Source organism: Paraburkholderia sp. UCT2, assembly GCF_014397665.1.
In the GTDB taxonomy this organism is placed as follows: Bacteria; Pseudomonadota; Gammaproteobacteria; order Burkholderiales; family Burkholderiaceae; genus Paraburkholderia; species Paraburkholderia tuberum.
On sequence record NZ_VZQO01000020.1, the window covers coordinates 17,206 to 43,244 of the forward strand.

At 65.6% G+C, this 26,039-nt stretch carries 23 protein-coding genes; 11 read left to right on the plus strand and 12 right to left on the minus strand.

Annotation, left to right across the window (positions count from 1 at the left end; translation table 11 throughout):
- Positions 1–468: 468 nt before the first annotated feature.
- Positions 469–1,452: an L-histidine N(alpha)-methyltransferase gene (gene egtD, locus F6X39_RS18150; protein ID WP_187617608.1), complete on the plus strand. Its 984-nt coding sequence runs from the start codon at positions 469–471 to the stop codon at positions 1,450–1,452.
- 103 nt (positions 1,453–1,555) lie between these two features.
- Here the strand turns inward: egtD and F6X39_RS18155 are convergent, their stop codons facing one another.
- On the minus strand, positions 1,556–1,849 hold the full coding sequence (locus tag F6X39_RS18155) for an acylphosphatase (RefSeq protein ID WP_187617609.1): 294 nt from the start codon (positions 1,847–1,849) through the stop codon (positions 1,556–1,558).
- 138 nt (positions 1,850–1,987) lie between these two features.
- On the opposite strand from F6X39_RS18155, the gene hpnA reads away from it, so the two are divergent.
- Positions 1,988–2,998, plus strand: coding sequence for a hopanoid-associated sugar epimerase (gene hpnA, locus F6X39_RS18160; RefSeq protein WP_187617610.1), 1,011 nt, complete (start codon positions 1,988–1,990; stop codon positions 2,996–2,998).
- Positions 2,999–3,120: 122 nt separating this feature from the next.
- On the plus strand, positions 3,121–3,747 hold the full coding sequence (locus tag F6X39_RS18165) for a hypothetical protein (RefSeq protein ID WP_187617611.1): 627 nt from the start codon (positions 3,121–3,123) through the stop codon (positions 3,745–3,747).
- Positions 3,748–3,837: 90 nt separating this feature from the next.
- Here the strand turns inward: F6X39_RS18165 and F6X39_RS18170 are convergent, their stop codons facing one another.
- Together F6X39_RS18170 and hpnC are read right to left on the minus strand one after the other, a co-directional pair.
- Positions 3,838–5,010 carry a glycosyltransferase gene (locus F6X39_RS18170; RefSeq protein WP_187617612.1) on the minus strand — a complete coding sequence of 391 codons (1,173 nt, stop codon included), beginning with the start codon at positions 5,008–5,010 and terminating at the stop codon, positions 3,838–3,840.
- Complete coding sequence (gene hpnC, locus F6X39_RS18175) at positions 5,010–5,876, minus strand: squalene synthase HpnC (RefSeq protein ID WP_187617613.1); 867 nt, start codon at positions 5,874–5,876, stop codon at positions 5,010–5,012. Before hpnC ends, F6X39_RS18170 begins: the two co-directional genes overlap by 1 nt.
- A gap of 376 nt (positions 5,877–6,252) precedes the next feature.
- Between hpnC and ispH the strand changes: the two genes are divergently transcribed.
- On the plus strand, positions 6,253–7,197 hold the full coding sequence (ispH, locus tag F6X39_RS18180; RefSeq protein WP_187617614.1) for a 4-hydroxy-3-methylbut-2-enyl diphosphate reductase: 945 nt from the start codon (positions 6,253–6,255) through the stop codon (positions 7,195–7,197).
- Positions 7,198–7,207: 10 nt separating this feature from the next.
- A complete protein-coding gene (gene hpnH / locus F6X39_RS18185; protein ID WP_018423996.1) occupies positions 7,208–8,362 on the plus strand; it encodes an adenosyl-hopene transferase HpnH in 1,155 nt (384 codons plus the stop codon).
- A 142-nt stretch (positions 8,363–8,504) separates the two neighbouring features.
- On the opposite strand, the gene F6X39_RS18190 is transcribed toward hpnH, so the two are convergent.
- Positions 8,505–9,107 (minus strand): phospholipid-binding protein MlaC, encoded by a 603-nt coding sequence (locus F6X39_RS18190; protein WP_184030891.1) that lies wholly within the window; start codon positions 9,105–9,107, stop codon positions 8,505–8,507.
- Positions 9,108–9,318: 211 nt separating this feature from the next.
- Here F6X39_RS18190 and F6X39_RS18195 point away from each other — a divergent pair, with 211 nt between their 5' ends.
- The gene (locus F6X39_RS18195) at positions 9,319–11,934 is read left to right on the plus strand and encodes an MMPL family transporter (protein ID WP_187617615.1); all 2,616 of its coding nucleotides are present in this window, start codon (positions 9,319–9,321) and stop codon (positions 11,932–11,934) included.
- Positions 11,935–11,936: 2 nt separating this feature from the next.
- Positions 11,937–12,956: a VacJ family lipoprotein gene (locus tag F6X39_RS18200; RefSeq protein WP_187617616.1), complete on the plus strand. Its 1,020-nt coding sequence runs from the start codon at positions 11,937–11,939 to the stop codon at positions 12,954–12,956.
- A 128-nt stretch (positions 12,957–13,084) separates the two neighbouring features.
- Here F6X39_RS18200 and F6X39_RS18205 read toward each other — a convergent pair whose 3' ends face one another.
- Complete coding sequence (locus F6X39_RS18205; protein ID WP_090808106.1) at positions 13,085–13,570, minus strand: acyl-CoA thioesterase; 486 nt, start codon at positions 13,568–13,570, stop codon at positions 13,085–13,087.
- Between the two features lie 296 nt (positions 13,571–13,866).
- Between F6X39_RS18205 and F6X39_RS18210 the strand changes: the two genes are divergently transcribed.
- Together F6X39_RS18210 and F6X39_RS18215 are read left to right on the plus strand one after the other, a co-directional pair.
- Complete coding sequence (locus tag F6X39_RS18210; RefSeq protein WP_187617617.1) at positions 13,867–14,325, plus strand: hypothetical protein; 459 nt, start codon at positions 13,867–13,869, stop codon at positions 14,323–14,325.
- Positions 14,322–14,543: a hypothetical protein gene (locus F6X39_RS18215; RefSeq protein WP_187617618.1), complete on the plus strand. Its 222-nt coding sequence runs from the start codon at positions 14,322–14,324 to the stop codon at positions 14,541–14,543. The genes F6X39_RS18210 and F6X39_RS18215 overlap by 4 nt, the downstream gene beginning before the upstream one ends.
- 55 nt (positions 14,544–14,598) lie before the next feature.
- Here the strand turns inward: F6X39_RS18215 and F6X39_RS18220 are convergent, their stop codons facing one another.
- From F6X39_RS18220 to F6X39_RS18250, 7 genes are all read right to left on the minus strand, one after another.
- Positions 14,599–15,357 (minus strand): phosphorylase, encoded by a 759-nt coding sequence (locus F6X39_RS18220; RefSeq protein WP_184030923.1) that lies wholly within the window; start codon positions 15,355–15,357, stop codon positions 14,599–14,601.
- Positions 15,358–15,360: 3 nt separating this feature from the next.
- A complete protein-coding gene (gene shc / locus F6X39_RS18225) occupies positions 15,361–17,439 on the minus strand; it encodes a squalene--hopene cyclase (protein WP_187617619.1) in 2,079 nt (692 codons plus the stop codon).
- On the minus strand, positions 17,436–18,704 hold the full coding sequence (gene hpnE, locus F6X39_RS18230) for a hydroxysqualene dehydroxylase HpnE (protein WP_187617620.1): 1,269 nt from the start codon (positions 18,702–18,704) through the stop codon (positions 17,436–17,438). Before hpnE ends, shc begins: the two co-directional genes overlap by 4 nt.
- A gap of 4 nt (positions 18,705–18,708) precedes the next feature.
- Positions 18,709–19,557, minus strand: coding sequence for a presqualene diphosphate synthase HpnD (hpnD, locus tag F6X39_RS18235; protein ID WP_187617621.1), 849 nt, complete (start codon positions 19,555–19,557; stop codon positions 18,709–18,711).
- 244 nt (positions 19,558–19,801) lie between these two features.
- The gene (locus tag F6X39_RS18240; RefSeq protein ID WP_187617622.1) at positions 19,802–20,752 is read right to left on the minus strand and encodes a diguanylate cyclase; all 951 of its coding nucleotides are present in this window, start codon (positions 20,750–20,752) and stop codon (positions 19,802–19,804) included.
- Positions 20,749–21,372 (minus strand): chemotaxis protein CheC, encoded by a 624-nt coding sequence (locus F6X39_RS18245; RefSeq protein WP_187617623.1) that lies wholly within the window; start codon positions 21,370–21,372, stop codon positions 20,749–20,751. Before F6X39_RS18245 ends, F6X39_RS18240 begins: the two co-directional genes overlap by 4 nt.
- Positions 21,365–21,730: a response regulator gene (locus tag F6X39_RS18250; RefSeq protein WP_090808122.1), complete on the minus strand. Its 366-nt coding sequence runs from the start codon at positions 21,728–21,730 to the stop codon at positions 21,365–21,367. Before F6X39_RS18250 ends, F6X39_RS18245 begins: the two co-directional genes overlap by 8 nt.
- Before the next feature lie 605 nt (positions 21,731–22,335).
- Here F6X39_RS18250 and F6X39_RS18255 point away from each other — a divergent pair.
- Complete coding sequence (locus F6X39_RS18255) at positions 22,336–24,630, plus strand: hybrid sensor histidine kinase/response regulator (RefSeq protein ID WP_187617624.1); 2,295 nt, start codon at positions 22,336–22,338, stop codon at positions 24,628–24,630.
- A gap of 235 nt (positions 24,631–24,865) precedes the next feature.
- A complete protein-coding gene (locus F6X39_RS18260; protein WP_187617625.1) occupies positions 24,866–26,035 on the plus strand; it encodes a hypothetical protein in 1,170 nt (389 codons plus the stop codon).
- The last annotated feature ends 4 nt before the right edge of the window (positions 26,036–26,039 follow it).

The following is a 26,039-nucleotide window of genomic DNA, read 5'->3' on the forward strand; positions in this document are numbered from 1 at the left end:
GCAGGCGGCCACGCGGGCAAAGCGGCAGACGCTGCGTTGTTGTTCTGAAGCGGCGGTGCAAAACCGTAGGAAAACGGGCATTCTAGACGGGTTATTCGCCAACGGGCTTGCGCTTTTTCGTCAGTCGGCTGCAATTAGTCGTGCGCGTCGCGTGTCGATGCACTAAAACATAACTCTGTGCGCCGCGGCCGGCGAAACCATTTCCGGTTCGTCCTCGCCTCGCGCGAATCTTGCTACCCAAGTTTTGCACGCTGTGGCCGCACCACTCGCGACAACGACGTCCACAGCGGCACGCAACGAGCAGCACCCACGAGCCGGGTCGGCGAATGCAGCCTCGAGCGCAGTCTGTCAGGCCGCCACGAATCACCGCCCGCGCATCTCGCCCACGGCATGCCTCAACTGTGTTTCATCGCGCATGCCACCGCCCGGCAGCAATCCCGCTCATCGAATGTGACTACTGGAGCCAGCATGACCCAGCCAGCCCTATCGCTCAGCAACTCGCCTTCCGAACTGCGTCGCGCCTTCGCCGCCGACGTGTACGCCGGCCTCACCCATACGCCGCAAAAAGAGCTGCCGTCGAAGTATCTGTACGACGAGGTCGGTTCCGCACTTTTTGAAGTGATTACCGTATTACCCGAATATGGCGTCACGCGCGCCGAAGAACGTCTGCTCGCGAAGCACGCGGCCGACATCGTCGAGCATTTGCCGCATGACGTCACGGTCGCCGAACTCGGCAGCGGCAGCGGCCGTAAAACGCGGCGCATTCTCGAGGCGCTGTGTAAAAAACGCCCTACTTCCTACTGCCCGATTGAAATTTCGCGCAGTGCTTTGCAGTTGTGCCGGCGCGAACTCGGTGACATCGAGCGGATTTCGATCGTCGGTTATGAGCGCGACTATCTGGCCGGTCTCGCCGAAGTGAGCCGGCAGCGCGCGCCCGGCGACCGCTTGCTCGTGCTGTTCCTCGGCAGCACGATCGGCAACTTCGGCAGGCTCGCGGCAACGCGTTTTCTGCGCGAGATCCGCAACATGCTCGCGCCCGGCGACGCGCTGCTGCTCGGCACCGATCTGATCAAACCGACGCCGGTGCTGGTCGCAGCCTACGACGACGCGATCGGCGTGACCGCGTCGTTCAATCTGAACCTGCTCGCGCGCATCAACCGCGAACTCGACGGCGACTTTCCGCTCGATGAGTTCGAGCACGTCGCGCGCTTCAATCCGGACGCGCGCAGCATCGAGATGCATCTGCGCGCGAAGCGCGATATCACCGCTCACGTGCGCGCCGCAAAGCTGACGGTGTCGCTGACGGAAGGTGAGACGATCTGGACCGAAAGCAGCCACAAGTATCGCGCGGAAGAATTGCCCGCGATCGTCGATGGCGCCGGCTTCGTGTGCAGCCATCAATGGATCGAGGACGAGTGGGGATTCGCGGAGAGTTTGCTGGTGGCCCGGTAAGCGCTGACCACGCGGCAAATAACGGCCGATAAAGGCATAAACGAAAAAGCGGCGCGCCCTCCTCTGGACGGCGCGCCGCTTTTCTAACTCGCGCAGCTCGAGCTCAATGCTGCTCGAAGCGCTCGTAACGCCTGTCCGTCGCGCGCTCCTCGCCGCTCACTTCGGTCACGCGCGCCGCCGGCGGTCCGTGACGCAGCCACGACAACATCCGGTCGATCTGATTGGCCGGTCCCTGCAACATCGCCTCGACCGAACCGTCGTCGAGATTCGCGACCCATCCCTTGATGCCGAGCGCGTGCGCCTGGCGCACCGTCGCAAGGCGAAAGCCAACGCCCTGCACGGTGCCGCGCACCCGCGCGTAATACGTTTCGATCCGCTCATCCAGATCCGGGGCCATGCCGCTACCTCCTTTTAATGCCTGACAGTCTTTCAAGCCGGCATTCTAGTCGCGTCGCGGCGAGCGCGCTCGGCAACGCCCATCCTTTGCGCGCGCCACGTACAATCCGTCGACCGTCACGCAGGAAATGGAAACAGAATGACCGAACAGCATCGCGATCTCGTGCTCGTGACCGGCGCGTCCGGCTTCGTCGGCTCGTCGGTGGCGCGCATCGCGCAGAGCAAGGGCTTTCGCGTACGCGTGCTGGTGCGCGCGACGAGTCCGCGCAAGAACGTCGAATCGCTCGACGCGGAAATCGTCGTCGGCGACATGCGCGACGAAGCATCGATGCGCAACGCGCTGCGCGGCGTGCGCTATCTGCTGCACGTGGCCGCCGATTATCGGCTGTGGGCGCCGGACCCCGGCGAGATCGAGCGCGCGAATCTCGAAGGCACCGAGGCGACGATGCGCGCGGCGTTGAAGGAAGGTGTGGAACGCATCGTATATACGAGCAGCGTCGCCACGCTGAAGGTGACGAGCTCCGGCCAGTCCGCCGACGAAACCTCGCCGCTTCGCGCCGACCAGGCGATCGGCGTCTACAAGCGCAGCAAGGTGCTCGCCGAGCGCGCGGTCGAGCGCATGATCGCCGAGGACGGTCTGCCCGCGGTGATCGTCAATCCATCGACGCCGATCGGCCCGCGCGACGTGAAACCGACGCCCACCGGGCGCATCATTCTGGAGGCAGCGCTCGGCAAGATTCCCGCATTCGTCGATACGGGGCTGAACCTCGTGCACGTCGACGACGTCGCCGCCGGTCATTTCCTTGCGCTCGAACGCGGCAAGATCGGCGAGCGCTATATTCTGGGCGGCGAAAATCTGCCGTTGCAGCAGATGCTCGCCGATATCGCGGCGTTGACCGGCCGCAAGGCACCGACACTGAGCCTGCCGCGCTGGCCGTTGTATCCGCTCGCGATGGGCGCGGAAGCGGTCGCCAAGTTCACGAAGCGCGAACCTTTCGTCACCGTCGACGGGCTGAAGATGTCGAAGAACAAGATGTATTTCACGTCGGCGAAGGCGGAACGCGAGCTGAGGTACCGGGCGCGGCCTTATCGCGAGGGGCTCGCCGATGCGCTCGAATGGTTCCGGCAGGCGGGGTATCTGAAGCGGTGATCAAGGGATAAGTGAAGGGCTGAACAGCGGCCGTAAGCATTTTGTTACAAGTCCCGCGCCGGCGACGGGTGCAAGCCTGCGCGCAGCAGGTAAAATCGCGGGTCCTACCTGAGAAACCTCGCATGAATCTTCACGAACAGCTCGGCGCGCTGGAAATGGGCGTCGATCAGCTCATTCAGGCTGTCGTGGCCACGCAGGCCGAGAACACTCCCGAGACAAGCGCTGACGCTGCGGCATCGCCCGCAGCGGTGGAGCATGCCGCGCACGAAGGGGTGGAGCATGCCGCGCACGAAGCGGTGGAGCATGCCGCGCACGAAGCGGCGGCGCAAGCAGCAGCGGAACAGCCCGCGAGCACCGAAGCAAACGCAGAAGCAAACGCAGAAACGCACGCCGAAGCGATCGATACGCCGGCCGCCCCGCAGTTCCAACCGACGCTCGAAATCAACCGCCCCGCGCGCGACGAAATCACGATGACGATCGGCGACCAGACCGTCGCGCTACGCCCGGATCAGATCAGCCGGCTGATCGAGGAACTGTCGAACGCACGGGCCTCGATGACGCCGGAGCAGCCGCAAGGCATCCCGCCGGGCTGGCAATTCGTCTCGACGAAGAATCCGATGATGGCCGTGCAGAAGCAGTCGAACGGCGACCGCTTGCTGGTGATGCGCCACACCGGCCATGGCTGGGTACCGTTCACGTTCTCGCCGGACATCGTGATCCAGATGTACATGATGCTGACGAACGCGTGATGAAACGCGCTACGTAGAAAAAGCGGCCTGGAGCCGCTTTTTTTACGCCTGCCGTCTGCATCCGACGAGCGCATCGGCCATCGCCAGACTTCAGCGCTCCTGCACCGGCGCCTGCACGCGCGCCTTCCACTGCCCACCCTTGCCACGCCAGTAGCGCACCGCCGATGCGAACGTTGCGCCGACATAGAACAGCGCCACGAGCGGCAGAAACGGCGCCCACAGCGGTGAGCGCCGGTAGTAGACGAGCATCGGCGCATAGGCGCAGCACATTGCCGCCCACGCGATCCAGGCCGGCCAGCCGAGTGGCCCGAGGATCAACGCCGCGACCGGCGGCAACAGATAGATGATCGCCATGCCGACGAGCGTGCCCGCGAGCAGTAGCGACGAGTAGCGCAGCTGCGTGAACGCGGTGCGCGCGATCATGTTCCAGATGTCGCGCCAGCTATCGTAGGGACGCAGCGACACGCTCTTCGCCGCCACATCGAGCCGGATCGGATGGCGGCCGGTGCCACGATGCTTGATGCGCGCGGCAAGACTGCAATCGTCGATCAGCTCGGCGCGGATCGACTCGATGCCGCCCGCTTCCTCGAGCGCCGCGCGGCGCACCAGCATGCAGCCGCCCGCCGCGGCCGCGGTGCGGTTGCGTGGATTGTTGACCCACGCGAACGGATACAGCTTCGCGAAGAAGAACACGAAGGCCGGAATCAGCGCCTTTTCCCAGAACGAATCGCAGCGCAGCCGGACCATCAGCGAGACGAGGTCGCGCTTTTCGGCATCCGCGCGCGCGACGAGCTGCGTCAACGCCTCGGCGGGGTGGCCGATGTCGGCATCGGTCAGCAACAGGAATTCGGCCGGCAGATCGAGCGTGCGCACCGCCTCGATGCCCTGCGACTGCGCCCACACCTTGCCGGACCAGCCTGGGGGCAACGGCTTCGCGCTCAGCACGGTGAGGCGCTCCGGACATTGCAGCCGCAGCGCTGCGGCACGCGCGGCGTCGGCGGTGCCGTCGGTGCTGTGATCGTCGACGACGATCACCTGGAACGCGCCTGCATAGTCCTGCTCGAGCAGCGACGTGACCGCCTCGGCGATCACGTCGACTTCATTGCGCGCCGGTACGACGGCCGCGACGGCCGGCCATGCGTCGCGCGCCGCGATGGCCAGCGGCGCGGCGGGGCGCGCGCGCCAGAAGCCGCCGCGCGCGAACAGCAGTACGCACCAGATCAGCAGGGAAACACACGAAAGCACGAACAGGACCGCCGCCATTAAGCATTACCCTCGATTGAGCGCGCCGCCATGCCGACGCGTCTGGATAGTCGCATTTTCAGGGTGCGCGCCGCCACCACGCACCAGTCGAACAGATTGAGGACCGGGCGCGCGCGGAACACATCGTAATCCGCGCGCTCGATGCGCTCGAGAAACCGAAAGCCTGCATGCACCGCGCCGCACAGCTCGATGCCGAGCCGCCCCGGCGTGCGCAGCGCGAGCGGTGCGCCGCGGACCAGCGTGGCGCGCACGAACGCGATTTCATACGCCATCAGCGCGCGCCACGCATCGTCGACGACACCATCGGCAATCTGCGCCTCGGTCACGCCGAAGCGGCGCAAATCGGCTTGCGGCAGGTACACGTGCTGTCGTTGCCAGTCGGCGGCGACGTCGAGCCAGAAGCTGATCAGTTGCGACGCCGTGCAGATCGCGTCGGCGTCGGCAAGATTGTGCGGCGTCGCCGCGCCGACCAGATGCAGCAGCAGATGCCCGACCGGATGCGCCGAGCGGCGGCAATAGTCGACAAGCGCGGCGCGATCCGCATAGCGATTCGTATCGATGTCCTGCGCGCAGCCGTCGAGCAGATCGTAGAACGGTTCGAGCGGCAGCTCGTATTGCGCGATCACGCCAGCGAGCTTGCCGAACAACAGCGCATGCACGGGTGCGGCGCGCCGTTGCGCGATCGCGTCGAGCCCGGCGCGGAAATCGGCCAGCCGGGCATGCCGCTCGGCGGCGCTCCACTGGCCTTCGGCGGAGATATCGGCCGCAGTGCGCACGACCTGATAGATAATACCGACAGGCGCGCGTAGGGCCTTAGGCAGCAACACGCTCGCGATCGGAAAGTTTTCGTGCTGATCGACGTCCATCCAGCGAGCCTCGAAACCATTCTGTAATACAGCGCGATGTCCGCGCGGCAAGGATCGGTAGTTTAAGGGTTCCGCCGTGACGGTGCAGTGTGCGGTCATGGTCGGGCGCGTTACGAGGCAATCCCGCGCTGGCTCCTTACATCTTTGTAACGCTCGCCGCCCCGGTCCTCCGCACGGCCCGGCGGCTGCGGCAAGCGGCCAACACACGGGCCGCAGCAAAAAGCAAAGTGGCCCCGATAGCGTTAGAATGCGCGTTTGGTTTTGCTGTACCGGCCGGTCGCCGGGGCTCAAGACGTCAACTAATCAAGATGAGCGCGGCGATAAAGTCAGTTTCACGACTTCTTCGAAACCCGCGTTAGTCGGAGTTCGCCAACTTATGCGAGTCATCCTTGCTCAGCCCCGCGGCTTTTGTGCGGGCGTTGTCCGCGCAATCGAAATCGTCGATCGTGCGTTACAGCAACACGGCGCGCCCGTGTATGTCCGCCACGAGATTGTCCATAACCGTCACGTGGTCGACAATCTGCGCCAGAAGGGCGCGCGTTTCGTCGAGGAACTCGATGAAGTGCCGCAAGGTGCCGTCGCGATATTCAGCGCGCATGGTGTTGCGCAAACCGTCGAACGTGATGCCGAAGCGCGCGGCCTCGACGTGCTCGACGCAACCTGCCCGCTCGTGACCAAGGTGCACGTACAGGGTCGTCAGTACGTGGCCGCCGGCCGCACGCTGATCCTGATCGGCCACGCCGGCCATCCCGAAGTGGAAGGCACGATCGGCCAGATCCCCGGCACGGTGCTGCTCGTGCAGAGCGAGGCAGAAGTCGCGAAACTCGAGTTGCCGGTCGATGCGCCGCTCGCCTACGTGACGCAAACCACGTTGTCGGTCGACGACACGCGCGGCATCATCGACGCGCTGCTGCGCCGCTTTACCGACATGGTCGGTCCCGACACGCGCGACATCTGCTATGCAACGCAGAACCGCCAGGCGGCGGTGCGCGAATTGAGCAAAGAGGTCGATGTACTGCTGGTGGTCGGCGCGACCAACAGCTCGAACTCGAACCGGCTGCGCGAAATCGGCAGCGAGAGCGGCGTGGCGAGCTACCTCGTCGCCGACGGCTCCGAAGTGAAGCCGGAATGGTTCGCCAACGTGCACACGGTCGGCATCACGGCCGGCGCGTCGGCGCCCGAAGAAATGGTCGAAAACGTAATCGATGCGCTACGCGCATTGGGGCCCGTCGATGTCACGACGATGGCGGGCCGTGAAGAAACAGTCGAATTCAAGTTGCCATCGAAACTGATGCAACCACTCGCTGCACGCGAAGTTTAAGGAGGACGCCTTGTCTATTCCGCTGCTACAGAAAGTCCGCGTCGGCGCATACATCATGCGCCAGCATCTCTCCGGCAACAAACGCTATCCGCTCGCCCTGATGCTGGAGCCGCTGTTTCGCTGCAATCTCGCCTGCAATGGCTGCGGCAAGATCGACTATCCGGATCCGATTCTGAACCAGCGTCTGTCGCTGGAAGAATGCCTGCAGGCCGTCGACGAATGCGGTGCGCCGGTCGTGTCGATCGCGGGTGGCGAGCCGCTGCTGCACAAGGAAATGCCGCAGATCGTCAAGGGCATCATGGCGCGCAAGAAGTTCGTGTACCTGTGCACGAACGCGCTGCTGATGGAAAAGAAGATGGACGACTACGAGCCGAATCCGTACTTCGTGTGGTCGGTTCACCTTGACGGCGACAAGGAAGCGCACGATCACTCGGTGTCGCAGGAAGGCGTGTACGAGAAGGCCGTGGCCGCGATCCGCGAAGCGAAGCGCCGCGGCTTCCGCGTGAACATCAACTGCACGCTGTTCAACGACGCGCAGCCGGAACGCGTGGCGAAGTTCTTCGACACGTTGGGCCCGATGGGCGTCGACGGCATCACGGTATCGCCCGGATATGCGTATGAGCGCGCGCCGGATCAGCAGCACTTCCTGAACCGCGACAAGACCAAGCAGCTGTTCCGCGAAATCTTCAAGCGCGGCAACAACGGCAAGAACTGGTCGTTCAGCCAGTCGGCGATGTTCCTCGACTTCCTCGCGGGCAACCAGACCTACGAATGCACGCCGTGGGGCAACCCGGCGCGTACCGTGTTCGGCTGGCAAAAACCGTGCTATCTGGTCGGCGAAGGCTACGTGAAGACCTTCAAGGAACTGATGGAAACCACGGACTGGGACAAGTACGGCACCGGCAACTACGAGAAGTGCGCGGACTGCATGGTCCACTGCGGTTTCGAAGCGACGGCCGTGATGGACACGGTTGCGCATCCGCTGAAGGCGCTGAAGGTCAGCATGCGCGGCCCGAAAACCACGGGCGCATTCGCGCAGGACATTCCGCTCGACAAGCAGCGTCCCGCCGAGTACGTGTTCTCGCGTCACGTCGAGATCAAGCTCGAAGAAATCACGCGCGCCGGCAAGGGCAAGAAGGTGGAGACCGCGACGGCCGCGCACTGAGGCGTTCGACAGGAGAGCGGCCGCGCGCCGCCCCTCTATTGCGCCTGATCGTTAGCGCAAGCAACTCGAAAAAAAGCGCGGTGGCCAATCAAGACCACCGCGCTTTTCTTTTACCGATTGAAACTTCTGTCGACCGACCCGCTTACGCGCCGCGCGCATTATGCGCGGTCAGGAATTTGATCAGCCCGTCGATGCCGCCTTTGGCGATCTGGTCGGCGAACTGCGTCTGATACACCTGGATCAGCCACGCGCCCATCATGTTGATGTCGTAGATCTTCCAGCCCGACGGCCCCTTGGTGAGCCGGTAGTCGATCGAGTCATCGCCGCCGTTGCTGATCACGTGCGATTGCACGACGATGTCGGTCGCGCCGCCTTGCACGCTGACCGGCGCAAACTGGAACTTCACGTCCTGGTCGCGCAGTTGCGACAGCGATGCGGCATAGGTACGCGTGAGCAGCAGCGTAAACTGCTCGTACAGTTGCTTCTGCTGCTCCGGCGTCGCGGTCGCCCACGGCTTGCCTACCGCGATACGTGTGGTGCGCTGAAAGTCAGTGGCGGGCAGGAAGTGCGTCTGGACGACCTGGGTGATCTTCGCCATGTCGCCGCCGCGCGCCTGCGGGTCAGCCTTCATTGCAGTCACCGTGCCCTGGACTGCACTTTTTACCACCGCGTCGGGTGCGCTCTGCGCAAACGCCGCCGTGGATACCACGGCCGCAGCCACAAAAGCAGTCAGATATCGTTTCATACGCTTGTCATGACTCGAAAGAAGTAGCGCCGACGGGCCGCAGCCCCGCGGCTAAAGAGAGGTACACCAGTATAGCGGGGATTACGTTCCCATCCGGACGAAGCCGTCAGGAGCCGTACTTGCTACCGAAGTCGGGCTTGCTTGCCCGGGCTCTGTATACTTATGCACCTTCGTCAAAAACAACACCCGTGATAAGGCCACGTCCGCCTACATGCTGAAGTCATCTATCGTCCGTCTCGTCGCGTATTCGGTGCGTCATCCGCTGAGGATCATCGCGCTGTCGATCGTGCTCGCTGTCCTGAGCGGCATATACGTCGCGCATAACTTCAAGATCAACACGGACATCAGCCGTCTCATCGAGACCGACAAGCAATGGGCGGCAGTCCAGAACGCGCTCGACGCCGCCTTCCCCGACCGTGGCGACACCGTGCTGGTGGTGGTCGAAGCGCGCGCGCCCGAATTCGCCGACGCCGCCGCCAACGCGCTGACCGCCGCGCTCAGAGCCGATCCGAAGGAGTTCACGTCGGTCTCGCAGCCCGCCGGCGGCCCCTTCTTCGAACACAACGGCCTGCTGTTTCCGTCCACCGACGAGGTGATGTCCACCACCTCGCAACTCGTGCAGTCGCGCCCGCTCGTCAATCAACTTGCGCATGATCCGAGCCTGACCGGTCTCGCCGGCACGCTGACTACGACCCTGCTGCTGCCGCTGCAACTCGGCCAGGTCAAACTCCCTGACATGAGCCGGCTGCTTGCGCAAAGCGCGAACACGCTCGATCGCGTGCTGGCCGGCCAGCCCGCCGCGTTCTCGTGGCGCGCTCTCGTCGATAAAAGCGCCGCCACCGATCCGGCGCGTTCGTTTGTCGTCGTGCATCCGGTCGTCAACTACGACGCGCTGGAGCCGGGCGCGAGCGCGTCGAGGGCGATTCGCGCAACCGCGGTCTCGCTGCATCTCCAGGAGCGCTACGGTGCGACGATCCGCCTGACCGGCGAGCAGCCACTCGCCGACGAGGAGTTCGCGTCAGTGCAGGACGGTGCGGTGCTGAACGGCATCGGCACTTTCATCGTCGTCCTGATCATTCTGTGGCTCGCGCTGCGCTCGGGCCGCATGATCGCGGCCGTGTTCATCACGCTGTTCGTCGGCCTCGCGATCACGGCCGCGCTCGGCCTGTTGATGGTCGGCGCGCTCAACATGATTTCGGTCGCGTTCATGGTGCTGTTCGTCGGGCTCGGCGTCGATTTCGGCGTGCAGTTCGGCGTCAAGTATCGCGAGGAGCGCAACCGCGACGACCGGCTGTCGGCCGCGCTGATGCACACTGCGCACAGCATCGGTGTGCCGCTCACGCTCGCGGCCGTGGCAGTCGCGCTGAGCTTCTTCTCGTTCCTGCCGACCGCTTATCGCGGCGTGTCGGAGCTTGGCCAGATCGCGGGCGTCGGCATGTTCGTCGCGTACTTCACCAACATGACCTTGCTGCCAGCGCTGCTGAAGCTCTTCAATCCGCCGGGCGAAGTCGCCTCGCCCGGTTTCAAGCAGCTCGAGCCCGTCGACGACTTCCTCGACCGCCATCGCAAGCCGGTGTTGATCGGCACGCTGCTCGTCGTGATCGGCGCGACACCGCTGCTCACGCACCTGCGTTTCGACTTCAATCCGCTGCATCTGAAGGACCCGCACACCGAGTCGATGGCAACGTTGCTGTCGCTGAAGGATTCGCCCGAAGCCGCGGTGAACAACGTGCAGGCGCTGGCGCCGTCGCTTGCCGACGCCGACGCGATGGCCGAGCGACTGCGCAAGCTGCCGCAAGTGGGCCGCGTCAACACGTTGAGCACCTTCGTGCCGGCCGACCAGCAGCAGAAGATGATGCTGATCGCGAGCGCCGCGCAACAGCTGCTGCCGGCGCTGCAACAGCAGCCCGCGCCGCAAGCCACCGACGAGTTGCGCGTCGCCGCATTGAAGCGCGCGGCGAATCAGTTGTCGCTCGCGGCCGAGGACCATCCGGGCCCGGGCGCGGCGGACGCGCAGCACCTGTCCGCGACCTTGCAAAAGCTCGCCGCCGCCGACGCCGCCACGCGCGACCGCGCCGAAGTCGCGATGTCCGACACGCTGCGCATCGCGTTGAAGCAGCTTGAGAACCTTCTGCAGCCGACCGAAATAACCCTGCAGACCCTGCCGCCAGGCATCACCGCGATGTGGATCGGCAAGGGCGGTCATGCGCTCGTCGATATCGCGCCGAAGGTGCCGCCCGGCGTCGATCCAAACGACGACCAGATGCTCGCGCGCTTCGCGCACGCGGTGAAGATGGCGGAGCCGGGCGCGATCGGCGGACCGATCTCGATCCTGCATTCGGCCGACACGATCATCAAGGCGTTCCTGCAGGCGGCCGTCTATGCGCTGCTGTCGATCGCCGTGCTGCTGTGGATCGCGCTGCGCCGTGTCGGCGACGTGCTGCGCACGCTGGTGCCGCTGCTGGTGTCCGCGATCGTCACGCTCGAACTGTGCGTGGTATTCGGCATGCCGCTGAACTTCGCGAACATCATCGCGCTGCCGCTGATGCTCGGCGTCGGCGTCGCGTTCAAGATCTACTTCGTGATGGCGTGGCGCCACGGCCAGACCGGCCTGTTGCAGTCGAGCCTCACGCATGCGGTGCTGTTCAGCGCCGCCACAACGGCCACCGCGTTTGGTAGCCTGTGGCTGTCGCACCATCCGGGCACGTCCAGCATGGGGAGGCTGCTCGTGCTTTCGCTGTTCTGCACGCTGATCGGCGCGGTGGTTTTCCAGCCGGTGCTGATGGGCAAGCCGCGTCAACGTCGCGGGAAGCAAAAAGGAATATAAGCATGAAGCTGCGTAACACCGCGCTGGCGCTCACCGCCGCGGGTCTCATTTCCGGCTGCGCGACCGCTCCGGATCGCAAGCCGGGCGATCCGTTCGAGCCGGTGAACCGGGTGATCTTCAATTTCAATGACGGAGTCGATCGCTATATCGCGGTGCCGGTCGCGAAGGGCTACCAGAAAGTGACGCCGCAGCCGCTGCGCACCGCCGTCAGCAATTTCTTCTCGAACCTCGGCGACCTCACCAACGCCGCAAACGCGCTGCTGCAACTGAAGATCACCGATGCGACCGAAGACATCATGCGCTTCGCGTTCAACTCGGTGTTTGGGATTGGCGGCCTGCTCGACTGGGCGACGCCGGCCGGTCTGCCCAAGCATCATCAGGACTTCGGTCTGACGCTCGGGCATTGGGGCATTCCGTCGGGTCCGTATCTGGTGCTGCCGCTGTTCGGGCCGAGCACGGTGCGCGACAGCATGGGGCTCGTCGTCGATGTGAAGTTCAATCCGCTGAACTATATCGAACCCGCGACCCGCAATCCGCTGTACGTGCTGCAGTTCGTGAGCACACGTTCGGATCTGCTCGGCGCGACCAGCCTTCTGGAGCAGGCTGCGCTCGACAAGTACTCGTTCGTTCGTGATGCCTTTTTGCAGCAGCGCCTCGCGCGGCTGCGCGGCACGAGCAATAACCCTCCGCCGCTGCCGAACTACGACGATCACGGCGATACGGGCCCGGCTGCTGCCCCAGCGGCAGGCGCGCCGGCGGGCGGCCTGCCGAATTACTCCGATCCGGGCGATGTGGGCGAGACGCCCAATGGCGCTTCGGGAGCGGGCGGCGCGGCCAAGGGCGCGCCCGGTGCGCTGCCGGATTACAACGATCCGGGTGAGTCCTCGCCGGCGCCCAATGGGGCTTCCGGTGGAGCGACCAACGCGCCCAGCGGGGATCTGCCGAACTACACCGATCCGGGTGACAGTGGCGCGGGCGCTACGCCAGCCGTGCCTGCTGAGCCGGCGTCGGCCCCGCAATAGCGCTCCAGGGGATCTGGGCACGTCGATCCAGCGCTCCAAGGCACAGCGGGCGCCCTCGATGGGTGCCCCGCGTGGGAAGTACAGCCAGACGTCGCCCGACCAAGCCCGCGGGCATCGCTGCAACCCGCTCAGTGCAGGCTTTCGACCTCGCTGCGCGCCGCGCCCCGATCTTCCTCGACCGCCGCGACTGGTGCCGTTTGCGGCACTGGCTTGGAGTTCGCGCGATAGTGAGCGAACTGCTCGTCCGCATAACGGATACGCGTGCGGCCATGTGGCACCGGATCGCCGTTTTCGTCGAGATTGACGAATACCATTTTCTCGACCGTCAGAATGCTCTTGCGTGTGATCTTGTTGCGCACTTCGCAGCGCAGCGTGATCGACGTGCGGCCGAAATGCGTGGCGGTCATGCCCAGTTCGATGATGTCGCCCTGGCGTGCCGAACTGACGAAGTTAATCTCTGACATGAACTTGGTCACGACGCGCTGATTGTCCAGCTGAGAGATCGCGTAGATCGCGGCTTCTTCGTCGATCCAGCGTAGCAGGCTGCCGCCGAACAATGTCCCGTTGGGATTCAGGTCTTCGGGCTTGACCCATTTTCTCGTGTGGAAATTCATTTGGTACTCCGTGTCTGAGGCTCCCGGGCGGGCGCGTCATGCGCGGGACCCTAAGGGTTAACACTAGCATTGTACCAAAGGTAGGGGTTTTCCCTAATATTTCAGAATTGCATAATTAATCGTGCTGATAGTTTTGGGGGCCCACGATGGACCACCGCTAGTGGTCAACCGCTTCGGGCGATGGCTAGCAGGCACGTCCATCACTGTCCCGGCAATTTTTAAGAAGTCGCTGATTGGTTCGGGCTCGGTCGGTATCTAAAGTTGGCATCCACAACTACGACGGAGGCAGACAATCTATGAATTCGGTCACTTGTGGCAACTTCAGGAGTGCATTTGCAGCAAATATGAACGCGTTGGGCCTTCCTTCGCCGAGCAGCCTGTTCGGCACTCTCGAGACGGCGACGTCCAATATCACGGCCATGCTCAACGCGCTGAAGACACTTGGACCTAGCGCAACGGTTGCCGAGTTGATCGGCGCAACAACGACACTCGAGGCACTATCCGTCGCCGGCGCGCTAAGTGCGGCGTTCTACGTCGGTGCATGCATCGGTTCGCTGATCGTCGCGACCAAGGCAGCGATAACGTGCGGCACCAGCAGCGCGGCGGTCACTGCGCGAATTGCAGCGGCCCGCCTCGGATTGGTCGTTCCAGAGTCGATGCTGGCATTCATCCATCGCCATCCGGAAGTGCTGACAAACAGGCCAGCGCGCCGGCACTACGCCTGTCTGGCGCTCCATCGAGCGGAATTGGTATGAATTGGATCGCCGATAAAGTGGCGCTTCTGCTCGCCGCTATCGCCTGTGCGGCGATCGCATGGGCGCTGATTCGCTACAGCGGCCAGTGGTTTCCGCTGCTACTGTTCATACTGGCATTTGCGGGGCTTTACGCAGATAACCAGCGGCTGCGCAACCGCCTAAGGGACCTGGGCGAAGACTCGAGTCGCCGCTCCAGGGGTGAGTCACGCACACGCTAGCGACTTGCTGCCGGCCCCAGACGCAGTCGGGATGGCTAACCGCCATCCCCGTCGCTCAACTGCTGACGCCCGCGATCCGCAGCGCGCCGCCCTTCCCCAAGGCCTCCCGCGCCTCGACCAGCGTAGTCCGCGCGGCGCGCGCATCGCCGGCGAGTCGCAGCAGCGCGCCGAGTTGCGACGGCTGCCTCAGCAATTCGCGCAGAATCGGCCCGAGGGCGGTGCTGCCGTCGTCGCGCAAACCAGCGGTCGCGGCCGGCGGCAGCGTGCGCCAGGCCGGATCGACGATCGCGCGACACACGGCGAACGGCAGACCGTGAGCGGCAGCGGTCGCGCCAGCGATGTGCGATTCCATATCCACCGCGAGCGCGCCGGTCGATTCGTGCAGCGCGCGTTTGTCTTCGGCGGTGATCAGCGGCGCGGCGACCGCCGCCATCGCGCCACGGCGCAGACGTCCCGCGAGCCCTTCGGCCGTCCTGACGTTGGTCACGGCGGCGGCAATCCGCTCCGCCCATTGCCGATCCGTGTCGATACGCCCGAACGGCCCATGCACGGCATCCGCGACGATCAGCGCGCCCGGCTGCAGATCCGGCGCGAGCCCACCCGCCGTGCCGAAACTGACGATCCCCGCCGCGCCGCGAGCGACCGCCGCGTTCAGCGCGCGCTCGAGCAGATCGGCGCGCGCCGCGTACACGACTTCGACGCGCACGCTGCCGTCGCCGCGTGCGATGCGCGCCTCGAACGCCATGCCCGTCACGACGATCACCGGCAAGCTGCTATCGCCCGTCCCCACGGACGGCGTCATCGACACGGACATCCGTCACATCCCGACCGTGACGCGCGTGAGCCCATTGCGCTTCAGATGACGGAAGCGCGCGAGCGCCCACAGCGGGAAGAACTTGCGATAGCCGTGGTAGCGCAGATAAAACACGCGCGGAAAGCCGGTCGCGGTAAACCGGGTTTCGTCCCACAGCCCATGCTCGCGCTGCTCACGCTGCAGATAGTCGATACCGCGCGCCACCGCTTCGTGATCGACCTCCCCCGCCGCCATCAGCCCGAGCAGCGCCCAGGCTGTCTGCGACGCGGTGCTCGGCGCACGCTCGTAGCCGCGATAGTCGAGCTTGTAGCTCTCGCCGCCCTCGCCCCAACCGCCGTCGTCGTTCTGGATCGACACGAGCCATTGCACCGCGCGCCGCATGCGCGGGTCGTCGTGTGGCATGCCGGCCGCGTTCAGCGAGCACAGCGCGGTCCATGTGCCGTAGATGTAGTTCAGGCCCCAGCGGCCGTACCAGCTGCCGTCCGACTCCTGCTCCTGCAGCATGTAGTCGAACGCGCGCCGCGCCGGCTCGCTGCTTTGCGGCAGCTCGCCGATCTGCGCGAACATCGACAGACAGCGGCCCGACACGTCCGCGGTCGGCGGATCGAGCAGCGCGCCGTGGTCCGAGAACGGAATGTTGTTCAGGTAGTACTGCGTGTTTTCCGGCTCGAACGCGCCCCAGCCGCCGTCGCTGCTTTGCATGCCGACCACCCATTCGCGCGCGCGGGCAATTGCTTCGCGATCGACATCGGATTGCGTGAGCGCCGCCGAGCGGTGCATCGCCATCGCGACCACCGCGGTATCGTCGACATCCGGGAAATGCGCGTTGTTGTACTGGAACGCCCAGCCGCCCGGCCGCACGTTGGGGCGGCGCGAAATCCAGTCGCCGCGCACGTCGAGAATCTGCAGCGGACGCAGCCACGCAAGCCCGCGTTCGGCCGCCTGTTCGGCGCGCGCTTCGCCGGTTTCGAGCAAAGCATGCGCGGCGAGCGACGTATCCCACACCGGCGACAGACACGGCTGGCAATAGGCTTCGTCGTCCTTGATGAGGAGCAGCTTGTCGAGAGATTTGCGAGCGATCGCGCGATGCGGCTGATCGGCCGGATAGCCGAGCACGTCGTACATCATCACCGAATTGGCCATCGCCGGGAAAATCGCGCCGAGGCCGTCCTCGCCGTTCAGCCGTTCGTCGACGAACGCGACCGCCGCGCGGATCGCGCGCTCGCGGGTCGCCTTCGGCAACAGGCCATCGACCGCGCGCAGCACCGAATCGACACAACGGAACAGGCCGAACCAGCCCGCGTGCTGATGCGGTGCGCGCTCGTTCATGCCGGTGTTCACCGGCGCGCCGCGGAACAGCTCGTCGATCCGCACCTTGCGCGGATTACGCGCGAGCGGCCGCTTCGCGTTGAGCACCAGCAGCGGCACGATCACCGTGCGCGCCCAGTACGACACCTTCGACAGATGGAACGGGAACCACACCGGCAGCAGCATGATCTCGACCGGCATCATCGGCACCGCGCGCCACGACACCACGCCAAAGAGGGCGAGCAGGATTCGCGTGAACACGTTCACGTGTTCCGCGCCGCCGTGCGCGAGGATCGCGTCGCGCGCGCGCACCATGTGCTCGGCATCGACCGGGTCGCCGATCATTTTCAGCGCGAAGTACGCCTTCACGCTCGCGCTGATGTCGGGCGCGCCGTCGGTGAAGAGCGGCCAGCCGCCGTTCGGCAACTGGATGCGGCGCAGATAACGGGCGATCTTCTGTTCGAGTTCGAGGTTCGGCGTTTCGCCGAGATAGTGGACCAGCAACACGTATTCGGCCGGAATCGTCGCGTCGGCTTCGAGTTCGTAGACCCAATGGCCGTCCGGCTGCTGCGCGGCCAGGATCGCATCGGTCGCGCGCGTGATCGATGCGTCGAGCGCGTTCGCGCCCTGCACGGGCGCCGGCGTTGCGGTTGCCAATGCGTCCGCCACGGCGGGCGCGTTGGCAACCACGGCAGCTTCGGCCAGGTCCGGCGCCGCATCGGCGGCTTCGGGCAGCGCCGCGTCGAGCGGCTGGGTGTGAGATAAGTCGTTCATCTGCGTTCCATCGGTTGATTCAGCAGCGTATCCGCGGCCTTCTGGCCGGAGCGGATCGCGCCTTCGAGCATCGCGGGCAGGCCGGTGGCCGTCCAGTCGCCCGCGAGCAGCAAATTGTTCCAGCGAGTGCGCGTGCCCGCCCGCAATGTCTCCTGCGCGGGCAGCGCGGCAAACGTCGCGCGCGATTCCATCACCACCTGCCAGCGCGGCAGCGGCGCGACCGGCAGATTGACCGCCTGCGCGACCTCGGCCCAAACGGTCGCCGCCAGCACGTCATGCGGCGTGTCGAAGAGCCGCTCGGCGCCGTTGAGCGTCACCGACAGGCGGTCGTCGAACGCAAACAGCCATTCGGCCGTTCCGTTCAGCAGCGCGGTGATCTGCGGCAGGCCGAACGGCGGCTCGACCGCGAAATGCACGTTGAGCACGGCCGCGAAACGCGTCGGCGCGCGCAGACCCGGCACGAGAGCCACCGCGGCTTCGGGCGGCAGCGCGAGAATCACCGCCTCGTTCGCGCCGAGCGCGATGCTCTCATCGTCGAAATGCAGCGCCTGCACACGGGCCGGGTCGGCCGCGAACGTGATGTCGCGCAGACGCGAACCGAGCCGGATCGTCGCGCCGCCATGTTGCAGCAGACGCAGCGCCGGATCGACGAACGCGCTGCCAAGACCATTACGCGCGACCAGCGGCCGGCACGCGAGCCCGCCCGCGAGCAGCGTTTCGCGCACGAGCGCGCCGGTCAGTTCGGCCGACGCGTCGCGCGGCTCCAGATTCAGCAGCACATGCAGCAGCGGCCGCAGCAGCCGTTCCCACAGCGGACCGTGACAGCGCATCGTCTGCGCGACGCTGCGGCCCGGTTTCGCAAACAGCAGCGGCACGAGCGACAGGTAATCGGTCGGGCCCGTGTTCGGCACGCGCGCGTGCGCATCGAAAATCCACCACGGCAAACTCCCCGGCGACAGACGCACGCTCCAGCGCGAACGCGTGGCCAGATCGACGAACGGATACTCGGGCTGCGCGGGGCCGACCAGTTCGTCGGCGGCGCCGATCGCGCGCACGTAGTTGAGCGTCGCGGCATTGGCCGACAACACGATGTGATTGCCGCTGTCGAGCGTCGCACCAAGCTTCGCGTCGTAGTACGAACGGCAGCGGCCGCCCGCGTGATCCTGCGCTTCGTGCAGCACGACCCGCGCGCCGCGCCGCTGCAGTTGCACGGCGGCGGCGAGCCCGGCCACGCCCGCGCCGACCACGTGGACGAGCTTCGGCATCAGCTCAGAAAAGCGCGTAACGCGCGACGATCCACAGCAGGCGCAGCTTCGGCTTGCGGACCTTCGTGCGCGGAACGTCGAAGCCGCGCTCCAGCGCGCGCTCGAGCAGCACGCGATAGACGCCCGACATGATGCGCGGCGCGCGCACCTGAGCGCGCGGCTCGCGATCCATGATCGCGTCGGACTCCGCGAAGTGCTGCTTCGCGCGCTCGGCGAGCGTCGCGCAGACGCGCGGCAGCGTCGGATCGTCAGCGATCTGCCGCGGGTCCGTGGCCGCGATGCCTTCGCGCGCGAGCAGCTCGCGCGGTAGATAGCAGCGGTTGATGACGGCGTCTTCGTCGATATCGCGCAGGATGTTGGTGAGTTGCAGCGCGCGGCCGAGATGGTGCGCGAGCAGCCGGCCCGGCTCGTCACGCATCCCGAATATCCTCACCGACAGACGGCCGGCCGCGCTCGCGACGCGGTCGCAATAGAGGTCGAGCGTGGCGTCGTCGGGCGCGCAGATGTCGGCGGCGGCATCCATCGCCATGCCGTCGATCATCGCGTGAAAATCCTCGCGTTGCAGATGAAACGTGTGAATGTGCCGCGTCAGCGCGCGCAGCGACGCGCGCGGCTGGCCGGCGTAGCAAGCGTCGATCTCGGCGCGCCATTGCTCGAGCCCGGCCGCGCGCTCGGCGCGCGGCAGGTCGCTGTCGGCGATGTCGTCGACGGCGCGGCAGAAGGCGTAGACCTGGTACATCGCATCGCGCTGCGCCGCCGGCAAGATGCGCATCGCAAGATAAAACGAGCTGCCGGACGTGGCAGCAGCGGCGTCGATTTCAGTATCGTCCACGACAAGATTGGAAACAGCCAAGACGATCTCCGCTGGAGGCGCCCGCTGAAAGGCGTTCAAAGAGGTTTTTATGCCGACCCGCAGGGCAGTGGGCCCGCGCGCGCGGACACGCGCGAAACATCCGGCTGGGCGGCCGGAAACGGCGAAAAGTATAGCAATCTTTGCCGGTGACCGCAGTTTCGCCGGTCAATAGGGGGACGGGAAGGAAGGCCGCCGGGCGCGGCGCGGCGGCGGCGGCCTCGACCGCGCCGCCCCCGCTAGCGGATCAGGCTCCCGCGAGCCGGAACGCGACCGCGCAGTTGCGGCCCTGACGCTTTGCGCTATAGAGCGCCGCGTCGGCCTCGTTGATCAGCACGTCGTAGGCGGGCACGCCGGCGCGCGCCGTCGCGCCGCCGAGGCTCGCCGTGACCGGCACGCTGGTGCCGATCAGCTCCACCGGCGTTTCCTCGATCACGCGACGGATCTTCTCCGCCACCAGCATCGCGTCGTCGAGCGGCGTGCACGGCAGCAGCAGCGCGAACTCTTCGCCGCCGAAGCGCCCGAACGTGTCCTGTGCGCGCACCACGCCGGCGACGCGCTGCGCCATCACACGCAGCACCGTATCGCCGACGCCATGACCGAACTGGTCGTTGATCTTCTTGAAGTGATCGAGGTCGAACAGCAACATCGACATCTCGCCGCCGTAGCGCTGCCAGCGCGTGAACTCGTCGCGCAGCCGCGTTTCGAAAAAGCGCCGGTTCGCGATGCCGGTCAGTCCGTCGCGATTCGCGTACTCCTGCAGCTTCGCAACTGCCTCCTCGCGTTCGCGCTGCACGATGCTCACATGCGTCACGTCGGAGATCGTCACGCACACGGCCACCACTTCACGACCGCGCATCAGCGGCATGAACGTGCAGTCCTGCTGCATGAAGTCGACCCCACCGGTGATCGGCCGGTCGTGATCGAACTTGAACAGATACGGGCGCTGCTCCCACGAGCTGAACGCAAAGCTGCCGAGCTGAAACACGCTCTCGATCTTGCGCGACAGCCACACGCGCGGCAGCTCCGGAAAGTTCTGGTAGATCGAGTGGCCGACCACCTGCTCCGCCGACAGGCCGCTATGGTCCTGCATGAAGCGATTCCACATCAGCACGTTCAGTTCACGGTCGAGCACGAAGATGCCAAAACCGACCCGCTCGACCACGAGGTCGCTCAACGATTCCACGGAGACGTTCATATACTGGACAGCAGCGCATCGAGCGCTTCGTTCATGTGACGGATTGATTCTTCGGCCATCAGCATCACCAGATGCGCGCGAAAACTCTGATGTTCGAGCGCGAAATTCACTTCGACGAGCAGCGCCACCTGCCATTGCAGCACGCCGGGCTGGAACACTTCGTCGAGCGTCAGCGTGTCGCCGAGCATGCCCGGCGCGGAAAACACCGGCGTGCGGCCGAGCTGGTCGAGTATCGACGACACGCACGCGCCGGACAGCAGGTTCGCGACGTCGAGCATCAGTTCGCGCTCGCCGACCTCCTCGTAGCTCGAACGCGCGTACGGGTCGCGGACGAGCGAACACAGCTGCGCGATGCAGTCGCTGCGACAGATCACCAGCACCTCGCCCTTGATGTCCGAGCGAAAGCCCTGACGCACCGCGCTGACCGTGTCGTCGATATGGGTCATCTCGCGCAGCGTGCGCGCCGCGTCGCTCACCGCGACCATCCGCACGCGCGGCACCGATAGCTCGATGAACGAATCGAGCAGGCCCGCGAGCCGCGTCGCGGCCCGGCCCATCGCGAGATTGGCGATTTCCTGTAGCGCGTCGCGCTGGTCTTCGGTGAAGGCGGGCTCAGACATACAAGCCGTACTCCTTGAGGATGGGCAGGACCGCCTCCGGCGTCACCGGCTTGGCGATGAACGCGATCGCGCCGAGCTCGCGCACGCGCTGCTGGGCGAGTGGCTGCACGTCGGCGGAAACGACGATCACGAAGGTGTTGAGGTCCTCGTGCTGCAACGCTTCGAGGACCTGGTAGCCGGTCATGTCCGGCATCGTCAGGTCGAGGAACATCACCGATGCCTTGCCCTCGCGATACAGCGTGAGCGCCTCGTGCCCGTTCGTCGCGTAGGACACGTCGACTGCCCAATCGGGCGGCAGTGCCTTCGTGAGCAACTTGCGGGCGAGCAGCGAATCGTCGGCGATCACAATGGGGAGCATGGCAACGGCGGCTCGGGCGGTTTGGGCGGGTCGGATAAAGGAATCGGCTGGTTCATCTGAGCGCTTTCCGCGCCTGGTTGTGTACGTATTTCGTTCGTCACGACAGCGGAGGGTGGCACACCTTCGCGTGATGCCGACCGATGCGCGACCAGGTACAGTGGCGCCTGTCGAATTGCAATTGCCTTTGGCGAGAGGGGGTGCGAATGCAGCAGGACGCGTTTGGCGAACCTTGACGATCCGGCGCACAGAGGGGGCAACGGCCCTTTTATCGTGGTGAGGATTGTCGAAGTAAAGTCGCGCAAAAGCAACTCGCCAGAATCGCTGACGGTAACGATCTGTTTCTCTGCTAGGCGAATTTCAGAAATGGATCTATCGTCGAGGCGGACATTTTTTTATCTTTATCCTTTTGTGTACGTTTGCGCTTCCCGATTCGTCGCTGTTTTAAAGCCGCTCTTAAAGAACGGCCGGCACGGCGGACGCCCATCCCCCACGCTTTGCGGCAAATTTTTCCGTGCTGCGTCTATGCTTGTTCTGAAGGCGGCATGGTGCCGGCAACGGCCCGATACGGGGCTGCCACATCCGAACGACTTTTCGCGTCAACGACAATGACATCAGACCGGGTCGACTCCGCGCGCGCGGGCCGTCTTTCGCGTCGTCCTGCCCGCGAGCAGGACGACGCGTCGTTTCCGGCCGTGCCGGAACAGAATTTCCAGGTGCGTCGCATCACGCTGATCGCGCTGCTGGTCGCGGCGATCGTGCTGCCGTTCGTCTACGTCGCGGCGATGGCATTCGCCGATCTGCGCTCGCGCGAGGCCGACGCCACCGATCTGGCGCTGCGCACGGTGCGGGTCGCCGAAGAACACGCGTTGAAGGTGTTCGACATGAACGAGACGCTGAACGCGCGTATCGTCGATCTGACCGACGGCCTCGACGACGACGGCATTCGCGCGCGCGAACACACGATTCACGACAAGTTGCGCACGATGGGCGGCGGCTATCCGCAGGTAGCCTCGGTGTCGATCTTCGGCCAGCAGGGCGCGCTGCTCGTGAGCAGCCGCCTGTATCCGTCGCCGGAAAATTCGATCGGCCAGCGCGACGATTTCGTCGGCATCCGCGACGGCAACGTGCTCGAACGCGTGTCGAAAGTGATGACGGGACATGTGAGCGGCGAGCAGGTGTTCAACATGGGCGTCGAGCGCCAGGCGCCCAATGGCTCGTTCGCGGGCGTCGTGTCGATCGCGCTGCGGCCCAGCTATTTCGACGCGTTCTATCGCGAGTTGCTCGGCAGCAGCGACGCTACGCCGATCATCATGAGCCTCGTGCGCACCGACGGCGCGGTGCTCGCGCATTACCCGCGCGGCCCACGCGAGCCGACCGCGCTCGCATCCGATTCGCCGTTCGCCGAAGCGGTCAGGCAGGGGCAGCGCTCCGGCGTCGTGCGGATGCGCTCGAGCTTCGCCGGCGGCAACCTGATCGTCGCCTTCCGGCACGTCGGCTCGTATCCGGTCTACGTGCTGTGCGGCTATCGCACGTCGGCGATCTGGGCCGCCTGGTACAAGCATCTGAGCGTGCTGGTCCTGTCGATGTTCACGCCGTCGATCGCGCTGTGGTGCGTGATCTGGCTGTCGCTGCGCCGCCTCGGCGCCGAAGAGGAAGCGTGGCAGCGTTGGCAGGCCGAGGCATCGATGCGCCGCTCGATCGAATCCGCGTACCGCCAGTCGCGCAAGATGGAAGCGCTCGGCACGCTGGTCGGCAGCGTCGCGCACGACTTCAACAACCTGCTGATGATCCTGTCGGCCAACGTGCAGATCGTGCGACGGCGCGGCGTCGGCGGACTGGAGCGCGAACTGTCGGCGATGGAGCGCGCGCTGAAGAGCGGCCAGTCGCTGACGCGGCAGCTGCTCGGCGTCGCGCGCAAGCAGCCGCTGCGCACCGAGACGCTGTCGCTCGAACGCTGGCTGCCGTCGTGCCGCGAACTGTTGCGCGCGTCGCTCGGCGCGAAGGTGTCGCTCGTGATCGATAGCGGCGTCGATACCTGGCCGGTGCGCGTCGACGTCGCCGAGCTCGAGCTCGCGCTGATCAACGTCGCCGTCAATGCGCGCGATGCGATGACCAACGGCGGGCGCTTCACGGTGCGCGCGAGCAATGTCGTGTTCCGTCACGAGGACGGTTTTCCGCTGACCGGCGAGTTCGTGCAACTGTCGCTCGAGGACACCGGCGCCGGTATGGCGCCCGACGTGCTCGCGCGCGCGTTCGAGCCGCTTTTCACGACCAAGCCCAAAGGCATGGGCACGGGACTCGGGTTGCCGCAGGTCTTCGCGTTCTGCGAGGGCTCGGGCGGGCTCGCGGCAATCGACAGCGCGATCGGCGCAGGCACCTCGGTGCGGCTCTATCTGCCGCGCGCGTCGACCGAGCCGCACACGGCCGGGCCTGCAGAAGCGCTAGCGACCGAAAGCGGCGTGCCACAGGGTCTGCGCGTGCTGCTCGTCGAGGACGACGAAGAAGTCGCCGCCGGCACCGAGGCGCTGCTGCAGATGATGGGTCATCAGGTCACCTGCGTGTTCAACGCCGACACGGGGCTGCGTGTACTCGACGACGCCCGCGCGAAGCGCGCGAGCACCGGCGAGCCGCTGCCGTTCGATCTGGTGCTGTCGGACATCCACATGCCCGGCAAGATGAACGGCATCGATCTGGCCGAAGCGGTGCTCAGGTTCGACCCACAGTTGCCGGTCATCCTCGTCACCGGCTACGCGGAAGAGCTCGACCGCGCGCGGCACGCGAACGTGCGCGTGCTGTCCAAGCCGTTCGATATCGGACTGCTGGAGCAACTGCTCGAAACGATCCAGCACGACGCCGTGCAAACGAGCAACGATGCCGCCACGCATCCGGCCGATACCTGATGTCCGCGCCGTGCCGGCGTCATTTACCGGGCCTTGTAAAAAGCGCGGCGCTTACACGCCGCGCTTTTTTCATCGTGAGCCCGCGTCATGCGTAGCACGCCGGGCAGCGCGGCTGGGCATGGGACGCGGCGGCGCCGCGCGGCGGTGCGGGGCATGAAGGTTGCTTACCTTCAGACGGCAAGGGGACGACGCCGCGAGCGCCGCCCGTTCCAGCAGAACATGTCGGGAGACAACCATGCAACATACCGTGATTGGTTTATTCGACACTTACATGCAGGCCGAAACCGCCCGCGACACGCTCGTGCAAACCGGCTTTGCGCGCGAGAAGATCGAGTTGCAGGCGAACGCCGAACCTTCGGTTGGCTCGGCCACCAGCGAAGTCGCCAACGCGGGCGTGCTCGCGAATATCGAGCGCTTTCTCGCCAGCCTGTTCTCGACCGGGCCGCGCTCATCGGACACCGCGCGTTATGCCGAGGCGATGCGGCGCGGCGCGGTGCTCGTGTGCGTTCACGCGGCAAGCGAGTCGCATGCGGAGCTGGCGCGCAATACGCTCGTGCGGCTCGGCGCGACGGATATCGGCGACCGCCCGCCCGAGGCGGACACGCCGGCCGCCACCGACCGTGACCACTCGATACTCGATGAGCTGGGCATCGGCGCGGTGATGCCGGGAACGCCGCGCACGTCGAGCGTAACGACCGAGGCGGGTGCGACGCCCGGGATGCGCGACACCACTGCGACACCGGGTGCGGCGGGCGTGAGTTCGAGCAGCGGCGCAGCGGGTGCGGCGGCCATGACCGAATCGACCGGAATCGCCGGCGCGACGGGCGCCACTTCGGCGTCCGGTACGACCGCACCCGACACCATGCCCCCTCCCGCCACCCCGCGCCCTGATCCGCTGACCGCCATGCCGCCGGCGGACATCGGCGCCGCCGCCAAGCCGTTCGCGCCGCCGCCGAGCAGCGAACGGCCGATGAGCGATCCGGTCAACGAACCCATCGTCGATCCGCTCGCCGGCGATGCGGGACGCAGCGCGATCGCCGCCGGCTCGGTACCAGGTTCGGGCGCGGTGATGCAGCCGTCCGACATCGTCCCCGAAGGCGGGCAGCCGGGCACCGGTCCCGGCGCGCAGATGCCGAACGAGTATCTGGAGTACGAAGAAGATTTCCGCGCGCACTACGACGAGCAGTACGGCGCCGCGAACGCGCGCTATGAGGACTATGTGCCGGCCTATCGCTACGGCGCGGAGATCGCTCGCGACGCGCGATTCCGCAATCGTCCGTGGGATGAGATCGAGCCCGAAGCACGCCGCCATTGGGAAACCACGTCGCCGGACAGCACGTGGGAGCGCTTCAAGCTCGCGGTGCGTCACGGCTGGGAGCGGGTGACCGGCCATCACCACGCGTAGGCGA

Excerpts from the sequence above, each read along its gene's own strand:
- F6X39_RS18245 (WP_187617623.1), bottom strand. The coding sequence starts at position 21,372 with ATGTCTGAGCCCGCCTTCACCGAAGACCAGCGCGACGCGCTACAGGAA.
- F6X39_RS18215 (WP_187617618.1), top strand. The coding sequence starts at position 14,322 with ATGAATTGGATCGCCGATAAAGTGGCGCTTCTGCTCGCCGCTATCGCC.
- shc (WP_187617619.1), bottom strand. The coding sequence starts at position 17,439 with ATGAACGACTTATCTCACACCCAGCCGCTCGACGCGGCGCTGCCCGAA.
- F6X39_RS18165 (WP_187617611.1), top strand. The coding sequence starts at position 3,121 with ATGAATCTTCACGAACAGCTCGGCGCGCTGGAAATGGGCGTCGATCAG.
- F6X39_RS18195 (WP_187617615.1), top strand. The coding sequence starts at position 9,319 with ATGCTGAAGTCATCTATCGTCCGTCTCGTCGCGTATTCGGTGCGTCAT.
- F6X39_RS18240 (WP_187617622.1), bottom strand. The coding sequence starts at position 20,752 with ATGAACGTCTCCGTGGAATCGTTGAGCGACCTCGTGGTCGAGCGGGTC.
- F6X39_RS18260 (WP_187617625.1), top strand. The coding sequence starts at position 24,866 with ATGCAACATACCGTGATTGGTTTATTCGACACTTACATGCAGGCCGAA.
- F6X39_RS18190 (WP_184030891.1), bottom strand. The coding sequence starts at position 9,107 with ATGAAACGATATCTGACTGCTTTTGTGGCTGCGGCCGTGGTATCCACG.
- F6X39_RS18250 (WP_090808122.1), bottom strand. The coding sequence starts at position 21,730 with ATGCTCCCCATTGTGATCGCCGACGATTCGCTGCTCGCCCGCAAGTTG.
- F6X39_RS18200 (WP_187617616.1), top strand. The coding sequence starts at position 11,937 with ATGAAGCTGCGTAACACCGCGCTGGCGCTCACCGCCGCGGGTCTCATT.
- hpnC (WP_187617613.1), bottom strand. The coding sequence starts at position 5,876 with ATGGACGTCGATCAGCACGAAAACTTTCCGATCGCGAGCGTGTTGCTG.
- F6X39_RS18155 (WP_187617609.1), bottom strand. The coding sequence starts at position 1,849 with ATGGCCCCGGATCTGGATGAGCGGATCGAAACGTATTACGCGCGGGTG.
- F6X39_RS18220 (WP_184030923.1), bottom strand. The coding sequence starts at position 15,357 with ATGTCCGTGTCGATGACGCCGTCCGTGGGGACGGGCGATAGCAGCTTG.
- hpnE (WP_187617620.1), bottom strand. The coding sequence starts at position 18,704 with ATGCCGAAGCTCGTCCACGTGGTCGGCGCGGGCGTGGCCGGGCTCGCC.
- F6X39_RS18255 (WP_187617624.1), top strand. The coding sequence starts at position 22,336 with ATGACATCAGACCGGGTCGACTCCGCGCGCGCGGGCCGTCTTTCGCGT.
- hpnA (WP_187617610.1), top strand. The coding sequence starts at position 1,988 with ATGACCGAACAGCATCGCGATCTCGTGCTCGTGACCGGCGCGTCCGGC.
- F6X39_RS18210 (WP_187617617.1), top strand. The coding sequence starts at position 13,867 with ATGAATTCGGTCACTTGTGGCAACTTCAGGAGTGCATTTGCAGCAAAT.
- F6X39_RS18170 (WP_187617612.1), bottom strand. The coding sequence starts at position 5,010 with ATGGCGGCGGTCCTGTTCGTGCTTTCGTGTGTTTCCCTGCTGATCTGG.
- egtD (WP_187617608.1), top strand. The coding sequence starts at position 469 with ATGACCCAGCCAGCCCTATCGCTCAGCAACTCGCCTTCCGAACTGCGT.
- ispH (WP_187617614.1), top strand. The coding sequence starts at position 6,253 with ATGCGAGTCATCCTTGCTCAGCCCCGCGGCTTTTGTGCGGGCGTTGTC.
- F6X39_RS18205 (WP_090808106.1), bottom strand. The coding sequence starts at position 13,570 with ATGAATTTCCACACGAGAAAATGGGTCAAGCCCGAAGACCTGAATCCC.